General features: G+C 51.5%; 9 protein-coding genes. All 9 read right to left on the bottom strand.

The genetic code is table 11. The annotated features are described in order from the left end of the window. Window positions 1–166: 166 nt before the first annotated feature. Entirely contained in the window at window positions 167–1,852 is a 1,686-nt protein-coding gene (locus LUQ50_RS11290) for a glutamate--tRNA ligase (protein WP_300039937.1), read from the bottom strand. A gap of 1 nt (window position 1,853) precedes the next feature. Continuing rightward, window positions 1,854–2,816: a polyprenyl synthetase family protein gene (locus LUQ50_RS11285; protein WP_300039936.1), complete on the bottom strand. Its 963-nt coding sequence runs from the start codon at window positions 2,814–2,816 to the stop codon at window positions 1,854–1,856. A gap of 12 nt (window positions 2,817–2,828) precedes the next feature. After that, window positions 2,829–4,166, bottom strand: coding sequence for an RNase J family beta-CASP ribonuclease (locus LUQ50_RS11280; RefSeq protein WP_300039935.1), 1,338 nt, complete (start codon window positions 4,164–4,166; stop codon window positions 2,829–2,831). Window positions 4,167–4,188: 22 nt separating this feature from the next. Continuing rightward, window positions 4,189–5,253, bottom strand: a complete 1,065-nt coding sequence (fni, locus tag LUQ50_RS11275) for a type 2 isopentenyl-diphosphate Delta-isomerase (RefSeq protein ID WP_300039934.1) — start codon at window positions 5,251–5,253, stop codon at window positions 4,189–4,191. Then, window positions 5,250–6,020, bottom strand: a complete 771-nt coding sequence (locus LUQ50_RS11270; protein WP_300039933.1) for an isopentenyl phosphate kinase — start codon at window positions 6,018–6,020, stop codon at window positions 5,250–5,252. The genes fni and LUQ50_RS11270 overlap by 4 nt, the downstream gene beginning before the upstream one ends. Beyond that, entirely contained in the window at window positions 6,013–6,882 is an 870-nt protein-coding gene (gene mvk / locus LUQ50_RS11265) for a mevalonate kinase (protein ID WP_300039932.1), read from the bottom strand. The genes LUQ50_RS11270 and mvk overlap by 8 nt, the downstream gene beginning before the upstream one ends. Then, the gene (amrB, locus tag LUQ50_RS11260; RefSeq protein WP_300039931.1) at window positions 6,883–7,677 is read right to left on the bottom strand and encodes an AmmeMemoRadiSam system protein B; all 795 of its coding nucleotides are present in this window, start codon (window positions 7,675–7,677) and stop codon (window positions 6,883–6,885) included. Window positions 7,678–7,735: 58 nt separating this feature from the next. After that, window positions 7,736–8,344: a 30S ribosomal protein S2 gene (rpsB, locus tag LUQ50_RS11255; protein ID WP_300039930.1), complete on the bottom strand. Its 609-nt coding sequence runs from the start codon at window positions 8,342–8,344 to the stop codon at window positions 7,736–7,738. Continuing rightward, a partial coding sequence (locus tag LUQ50_RS11250) for an enolase C-terminal domain-like protein (protein ID WP_300039929.1) occupies window positions 8,331–9,451 on the bottom strand: 1,121 nt, incomplete at its 5' end. The genes LUQ50_RS11250 and rpsB, both read right to left, overlap by 14 nt.

The following is a 9,451-nucleotide window of genomic DNA, read 5'->3' as shown; positions in this document are numbered from 1 at the left end:
GTGATTCAGCCATTGATATTGGAAGAAGCGGACCTGATTTAGGACATGATTCAGGCAGGGACTCATTTGGTTCAGGGCCAGATTCAGGAAGAGATGGACCTGGTAACTGATTCGAATCAATCAGATACCACGCCATACAACTGAAATTACTCTTTTTAAAAAACGATTACCGGTGGCTGTAATATGCCACGATCTGCTGACCAACTGCATCGATCCGGGTAAATCCGACACGCTCAAACTGAACCATCCGATCCTTCCAGGTCGCAACCTCGGGTTCACAGACTCCTGATATATCTCCGTCTGCTTTTTTTATCAGGCAGGGAGTTCCGTAACCTGCCGGAAGCCACTGAATGATGGGAGCCTTTGCATCCCGGGCCTGCTGGAGTTCATCACCGGCATAGGTTGCAGTGTATGAACCACCGTCCTTTCTGATCGAGATATTGAAGAGATCCTTGAGCCTGATCAGTGATGCACCTGACTCTAACTCTCCCTTCGGGACTACCAGTTTTCCAGTGAAAGGGATCTCCCGGAATCCCCGGGTCTCATCTCCGGGGTACCGCATTGCTTTGGCAGTCACCGGATGGGAACCGTCGATAGTAAGTTCAACCGGATCAGCAACGAAGAAGAACCGGTCTGCCTTGCTATCCACAATATCCTTGTTCTTTGCATACAGGTTCTCCCAGGAGAACTGGATATCGGTCTCACCGATTCCTATCTCAATAACGGCATTCCTGACCGCTTCAGACTCAATTCCCCGACGTGCCATTGCACGCAGGGTACCAAGGTGGACATCGTCCCAGCCGGTATATTCACCAGCAACGATACCCTGACGCATCTGTGAAGTCGAAAGAACGACACCTTCGATCCCCATCCTCCCGTAGTGACGGTACACCGGTTGCTTCCAACCCATGTAGTCGAAGATAAATTTCTGACGACCGGTGTTGGCGATATGATCCTTGCCTCTGATCACATGAGTCATCCCAAGGAGGTGATCATCAACCGCCACCGAGAGATTCATGAGCGGATACACGATCGCATCAACCCGCTGATGAGGGACCGAGGTAAGAACCCTGAAGAGAGGAAAGTCACGCATCGCCGGATCCGGATGCAGGAGATCGGTCTTGAGCCTGACCGAAATCTCTCCTTCAGCGAATTTGCCTTCAAGCATCTGATCAAAAAGTTCGGCAGCCTCTTCAACCGTCTGCGAGCGGCAGGGGCAGGCTGCCTTCTTCATCTTGAGGTTCTTAAACTCCTCGTTATCACACCGGCAGACATAGGCAACCCCTTTCTCGATCAGTTGTCTGCCGACATCATAATAAAGCGGAAACCGGTCAGACTGGTAGATCGTCTCGGTGATATTGAGTCCCATCCATCCGATGTCTTCCGGAACCATCTGGTAGGCATCGGTATCAACCCGCTTTGGATCGGTATCCTCGATCCGAAGAATGTACTTCCCACCATATCGCTTGAGATATTCATCATTAAGAAATGCAGCCCGGGCGTGGCCAAGATGAAGCGGACCTGAAGGATTGGGAGCAAACCGCATCACCACTCCGTCTTCAGCATTCGGAAGATCAGGAAGCGTGTGCTTTTTCTTCTCTTTCTTTTCAGAAAGTGCCGCAAAAAGTTCAGGGGCAGTCTGCTCAAGACGTATCTCCTGTTCTTCATGTGAGAGTGATGCAACCTCGGCGATCACTTCACCAAGCAGGGACTTGATCTCACCGGAACGTGATCGCAGTTCGGGATGATTTCCCATCACCGCTCCCATCACTGCTCCCGCTGCTGGCACACTCTTATGCTTCACCGCATTCTGCAGTGCAGCACCCAGAAGGATAGACTTTAGATCGTCCAATTCAGTACCCCCGTTGGACAAAAAAGTAGGCAAGATCTGAAAGAAGCTGTCGTTCAGGACAGTCACGAAGCACAGAGAGCCCATCGATGGCACGTTTGACCATCGCATCAGCAGTATCCTGCACTTCTGATATGACATCCGCCTTCACAAGAAGCGTGATCACTTCTTCAATCTCAGCAGGACTGAGAACACGCCGGTACGGGGCTAGATCGATACCTTTCGCCCGGGCAGTAATCGCGATGATCGTCTGTTTTCCTTCTCTGATATCAGAAGCCTGATCTTTCCCTGATTGTTCAGATGAAGCCATCAGATCAATGATATCATCCTGGATCTGGAATGCTGCTCCGATACTGCACCCATAGGAATACAGAGCGTCAACTTGTGGCTTGTTTGCACCGGAGAGAATTGCTCCCATCGCCGCTGCTGCCCCATACAGAACCCCGGTTTTTTTGGTAACCATATCAAGATACTCTTCCAGGGAGACATCCTGTCGGTCTTCAAACGACATGTCCTGCTGCTGTCCCTCGCAGATCTCAACACAGGTCTTTGCAAGCATTGCAGATGCCTCAACCTTCGCAGCATCAGGGGCCATAGCATCAGCAATTAGACAGAATGATCTGGCAAAGAGCACATCACCGGCAAGAATTGCTGCAGGTTCACCCCAGAGGGTATGAACCGTAGGCTTTCCCCTCCGGGTAGCATCCCCGTCCATGATATCATCATGAATGAGTGTAAAGTTGTGTGTCACCTCGAGTGCAAGCCCTGCAGGAAGGATACCTGTAGAACTGCCTGAGCGGATAGTGTCAGCTGCAAGCTTGAAGAGGGCCGGCCGCAGCCGTTTACCACCGGCAAAGAGCAGATGGTTTGATGCCTTTGATAATTCGGTTCCGGGATTGCCGTAATACTGGTCAAGAAGCGTGTTGACCTCGGTTGCAGTTTTTCGCAGATACGTCTCCAGATCCATAAATTTCACCGTTCAGGCCAGTTTCTGCCGCTGGCCATTTGCCATCAGGAAGAAGTCTTTGTTCAGGGTGTACCCGCAATCAGTTGCAAGATTGAGATACTCGGAAGTTTGATTGATACCACCGTGGGCTGCTATCACAAACTGGGGATTCAGCATATTGAGAAACTCATAGTGATCCTCGCAGTATGCATGCCCTGAAACGTGAAGATCATCAAAGATACGGCCACCCTGCTGGTTGATCATCGTGAACATCCGGTACCGCTGTGCCCGGTTCATGTCATTAGGAATCAGCTGGGCACTGATCATGATCTTATCACCCTTCTCGATCCGGTATGGAGTGTCCTTCTGTGCTATCCTGGTCAGGATTGAACCAGGCTCACCCTGGTGACCGGTCACGATCGGTACATACTCATCACGGGGACCCTTGATAATACGTCGGAGTGTTCGTTCTACAACCCGGCGGTTACCAAAGATACTCGTCGTGTCAGGGAACCTGACATACTTCATCTGCTCTGCAGTGCTGCAGTAGCGTTCCATAGACCTGCCAAGAAGCAGAGGTTTCCGCCCGATCTCATGAGCACACTCAGCAATAGTTTTCACTCTGGCAATATGAGATGCAAAGGTACTGATGACGATGGCATTCTTATCATCTTCATAACTCGTCATGACATCGCGTACCATACTCTTGGCAAGTTGTTCACTCGGACACCTGCCTTTCTTGCTCACATTGGTAGATTCGGTGATCAGGCAGAGCACCCCTTCCTTACCGATCTTTCGGAACTTTGCAAAGTCAGGTGGTTCTCCCAGTACCGGGTTTCGATCCAGTTTAAAGTCGAGTGCATACACAATCGCTCCTTTTGGTGTGTAGAGCACAATCGTTGCAGTATCGATGATACTGTGCTGAGTCCGTACCAGTTCCAGGGAGAGTGTGTTTGAGATCGTGTACCGCTGTGAGTACTTGAGCGGATAGAGTTTGTTGTTCACCCCGAACTTCTTCTCACCCTCGATCTGCTGGCGGACCAGTTCAATCGTGTATGGAGTCCCGATGATAGGAGCATTGTACCGGTGTGCCAGTTTGGGCACGGCTCCAAGATGATCCAGATGCCCGTGAGAGAGAATGATCGCTTTAACCGTTCCCTCGAGCTGGTTCATCACCGTATCATCAGGGATGACCCCCATCTCAATCAGGTCAAGCGAATGGGTATTCTCCATCTCGATATCAGGGTGCATCATCAGGGAGTCAAGCCTGATCCCCATATCAATTATTACAATTTCCTTTCCGCAGCGGATGGCGGTCATATTTCGGCCAAATTCATTATAGCCACCCACTGCAAGGACTTCAATGTCCAAGTTGGTATCCTCCTGTAAATTATTATCGCTGTATCAGTTGCGCGGTAGGACCGGTTCCGTACCATCTGGTATCGGGCATCTCTGACACCCGGGTATGCCCGGTCAGGAAGAGAGCAATCCGCAACTGTTGCTGGATTGTCTCTATCGTCTCTGACAGGGCCTCTATTCCATCGCATGCCGGTTTGAGCAGGGGAAGAGCCATTCCGCCGAGTTTTGCACCCAGAACCAGGGCTTTTGCAATATCAATCCCGGTTCTGATTCCACCACTTGCAATCACCGGGCCGCCGCATCTGACCGCCTCGGTTACACTTATTGCAGTAGGGATACCCCACTCTTTAAAGAGCAGGCCGAGATCCGAGAGCCGTTGATCTCCACCTGCTTCCCCTTTCCCTGCTCTGAAACTCTCGATAGCCGCCCATGACGAGCCACCATATCCGCCAACATCAATGCAGGCAGCACCTGCTCCATAGCAGAGCCGTGCAATTTCTTCAGAGAACCCACATCCGGTCTCTTTCACGATAACCGGTACTGAAAATTCCCTGCATAGTTCCCGCAATGCATCAAGACATCCGGTTGCATTGTGATCCCCCTCAGGCTGGGTTGCCTCCTGGAGAAAATTGAGGTGAATCGCAAGAGCATCCGCATCAATCATTTCAACCGCGGTTTCAGCCCATTCGATCCCATGATCTCTGAGCTGGACAATACCAAGGTTGCCAACGATGAACGCATCGGGAGCAGTCTCCCTGACAATCGAAAATGTCTCCTCGAGACTCTGATCTTCAATTGCTGCACGTTGCGATCCTACCCCTATTCCAAGGCCGTATTTTTGGGCAGCCTGTGCAAGAACCTCGTTAACCCGGGTAGTATCCGGGTGTCCGCCGGTCATTGCTGATATAAAGAGCGGGGATCCGAACCGGTGTCCGAAGAGATCTGTCGAGAGATCCAGCGTATCCATATCTGAATCAGGAAGAGCATTGTGTACCAGTTTAATATCTTCAAAACCGGTGCTTCCTGATTCAATATCTTCTTCCAGACAGATCCGAAGGTGATCCAGTTTCCGTGAGGAGGTAAACCGCCTGGGGTTCATGAATCCTCCGGAAGGATTCGAGTCCCGCCATGATCCTTCCCGGCGAGAAACGCTTCAATCTGTGAGACATGGAACATCTCGGACCTGATCCCATGATCAGCCAGAGCAAGAAGTTCGGCAATCTTTCCTTCCATTCCCCCGGTCACATCAATATGACCCGAGTTGCCGATGGTAACCTGGTGCGCCGTTGATCGACGCAATTCCCTCACAACTGACCCATCCTCTGCAAGAAGACCCGGGACATCGGTCGCAAGACCAACCCGGTCCATTCCAAGCCCTTCTGCGAGAACCCTAATCAGTTGATCACCGGAAACGATGCAGGCACCACGTCTGCGATCCATCACCACATCGCCGTGAATAACCGGTACCAGTCCAAGGCTGATCATCCTGTCCATATGCCCGAAGATTTGCGAAACCAGAATACCATCATCCGCTTCGCAACCATGAAGCGGATGAATCGGCACCGCTTCAATCCCCTTGCTGCGCAGGGAAGCCACCACCGCAGTATTGAGTTCACCAACTGCCTGATGAGTCTCAAAGATTCCTTTCCGGTTCTCCCGGGATACTCCCTCCTGCACGTGATAGGCTTTTGCCTGGGGATGACCGAACGAGCCGGCACCATGTACGATCACGAGCGGCATCTCCGGGTACATCGCCAGACTCTTTGCAATTGCATCCAGTGTATCAGATCTGATGACACCTGCAGAGCCTGCTGACTTCTCGGTTATCACGCTCCCGCCGAGTTTGAGTATCGTCCGATTATGCATCCTTTTCTTTCCGAAGTCCTTCTGTATCAAGACAGGTGATGAGCGCCCGTCCATCGGTGACCTCAAGTGCTCCGGCGATACGTGCCTTGAGGTTCTTGGGAGCAAGCGCTACCATGCATCCACCACCTCCGGCACCGGTTATCTTTGCACCATATGCGCCGGTTGCCCGGGCAGCAAGAACCAGTTTGGAGAGCTGGGGATGACCCACCCCAAGCACATCGAGGAGGGCATGATTCATATCCATGAGACGGCCGAGATATTGCGGCTCATCAAGATGTTTCATTGCGTCGAGCGTCAATGCCTCGATCGCATCAAATACCGGTTCGCAGACCTGAGGATATTTTCCTTTCAGATCTGCAACCTTCTCGACCATTCTCGCGGTCGAATGCGTTACCTGGGAGTTTCCAACCACCAGATGGTAATTCTGGGGTGCCAGCCGTTTGCGGGTTCCTTCTTTGATCAGGAACATACCGCCATAGGTCGATACGGTCGTATCGGTCGGGCTTGCACGTCCTTTCTGAACCCTTTTTTCAATTTTATAGGCGATTTCAGCGATCTGATCACGGGTCTTATCAAGTCCGAACTCATCATTGATTGCCGCGATTGTTGCAACGGTAACCGCTGCAGATGACCCGAGTCCTGAAGAACTGGGGAGCTGTGAGTTTATATAGACACTCCCTTTCACGTTCAGTTCTTTGAAGCATTGATCAATATAGGGTGATTTGGCATGGTGAGCATGACTGGTCTTCCGCACCGTTACATACACCCTGGGACGGATCGCAAGTGCAATGCCAGGTCTCCCATATACCACCGCATGTTCACCAAAGAGAAACACCTTTCCGGGTGCACTCCAGGTTGCCAATCAGTTCACCGCCAACGCCGCATATCCGACTACCTGCTGAAAGTCTCTGCTTGCTTCGCCGCTGGTAGTATATGAGATGAGATCGCACCGCGTTGCCCCCTGTGGCTTCAATGCCTCAATCATTGCCCCGATCGGGCCATAACCACAGGCAGTTACCTGGTGCTGTTGTATCCGATTATAAAATTCCTGCACATTCAGATCCTTCAGTGCTTCAATAACAAAAAGATCGTCTTTTTGTGCCTTATCAGCGGGAACATAATGGGAAAAGTCACTCGAGGCAACAATCCTTACATCTCCACCATATTGACGAATTGCGTTGTTGATGTGACTCGATACCCGCATGATCTCCCTCATCGTCTGGGGACCCATCATAATTGCTACGATCGACGCGTCAGGAAACCGGAACCTGATAAACGGAACCTGAACCTCAAGTGAGTTCTCATTCCCAAATGCCATCGCCCGCTCATCCACCGGAAGCCCGATACTTGCAGCAAGATCAGTATCTGTCGCAACGGGTCCGATAGGGGTTTCCCAGGGGATTCCTGACATAAAGGTTGGAAACCCACGATGACTTGGTCCGATTAGGATGAATGTTCCGTCAAACCCTTCCCTGATTGCACTGAATGCATGGGCAGAAGTCTGGCCAGAATAGATATAGCCGGCATGTGGGGATACAATCCCTTTTGCATCCCCGCCGGTACGAGCAGACCTGAAGAACGTGTCCAGCATATGAGTCAGCTGGGCCGGGTCAGCCGGGTAAAAGGTCCCGGCGACACTATTTCGCCTGATCATCATGGGACTGTGTGTTGACGTGTGAGTACATCAGGGTATCGTCCTGATGCTGCCCATGAATTTACAGATCAGTCTCAAAGTCCTCAGGAGTCAGGGAGGTAGTGTATCCCTTGTGCCGGAGGAACTCTTTGGTGAGCAGGAAGTAGATCATGGAGAGGGCTTTGCGACCCTTGTTGTTGGTTGGGATGACCAGGTCAACCAGACTGGTCATATTGTTGGTATCACAGAGTGCAACAACCGGAATACCGATCTGCAGTGCCTCTTTAATGACCTGGATATCACTGACCGGATCGGTCACCACAATACATTCAGGTTCTGCATACTTGGGCAGAATCGGGTTCGTAAGGGTACCGGGGATATACCGGCCAGTCATTGGGAATGCTCCGATTGCCTCAGCAAACTGGCGTGCAGGGAACTGCCCGTACTGACGTGAGGTGACCACCAGAATTTTGGCAGGATCATACTGGGAGAGGAACTTTGCACCGAGCTTGATTCGCTCGTCAGTCTCTCTGATATCCAGAATGTAAAGTCCATCTCCGCGAACGCGGTAGATGAAATCCTTCATATCGCTGCTTTTCTGCTGGGTTCCAATGTGTACACCAGCCGCCAGGTACTCCTCAACAGAGACAAGGGGCTCGTTCAGTTCAATCTCCATCTCATTTCCGTTCATACATACTCTCCTCTATCCGAATGAGTTCATTCAGTTTTTCTGTTCGTTCTCCGCCGACAACACCGGTCTTGATGAATACGCAGCCAAACGCACATCCCAGATGGGCGATGGTCGTATCCCCGGTCTCCCCGGAACGGTGGCTCATAACGGTCTCCATGCCATGCCTCTGTGCGAGGGTGATCGCCTGGTAGGTATCTGACAGGGTTCCGATCTGGTTCGGTTTGATCAACACACAGTTGGCCGAACCTTCTGCTAGTCCCTTCTCTAATCGGGAAGGGTTGGTGACAAAGAGATCGTCACCACAGATGAGGCAGGTACTGCCCATCTCTTCGGTAAGGGTGGCGAAGGAAGCAAAATCCTCTTCATACAGAGGATCTTCGACATATACCAGCCCATATTCGTCAATCAGTTCTGCAACATAGGCGATCTGATCATCGACAGTCCGGGTTGTGCCTCCCCGGTATTCATACAATCCGGTCCCTGGATTGTAGAACTGGCTTGCTGCCATATCGATCCCTGTACTGAGGGAGAATCCAACCTCGTCAGATACGATATTGGCCGCCTCGGTTACTACCTCAAAGGCATTCTTATCGGTAATACCCGGAGCCCATGCCCCTTCGTCTCCCTTCCCACAAGTAACTCCCTGCTTTTGCAGGAGTTCCTTTATCACTGCGTGAACACGTGCATTTGCGTAGATACCATCCCTGATTCCGGTGCAACCGGTTGGAACAACCAGGAATTCCTGAATCTCGGTAGCACCACTTGCATGTGCCCCGCCTCCAACCATATTTCCTAACGGAAGAGGGGCTGAGGTTACAAACGAACCTCCAAGGTGCCGCCAGAGCGGTATCTTCAGGGCTGCCGCAGCAGCCTTTGCATTTGCCATTGAGAGGGCAACTGCCACATTCGCACCAATTCCTGCAAAGTTTTCGGTCCCGTCAACTTCCCGCAGAAGTGCATCAAACCCAATCTGATCCTGAGCATCAAGCCCAATCAGATAGGGAATGACCTGCTGAGTTGCATCATTCACTGCTGATGCCGGATCCCGGACTACTGCTTCGTGGGTACCGGTACTGGCACCTCCCGGAGCTGCAGCCCTGCCAAATC

It is taken from the genome of Methanospirillum sp., from assembly GCF_028679455.1.
Classification (GTDB): Archaea; Halobacteriota; Methanomicrobia; order Methanomicrobiales; family Methanospirillaceae; genus Methanospirillum.
This window is presented reverse-complemented; position numbering and strand designations above follow the sequence as displayed.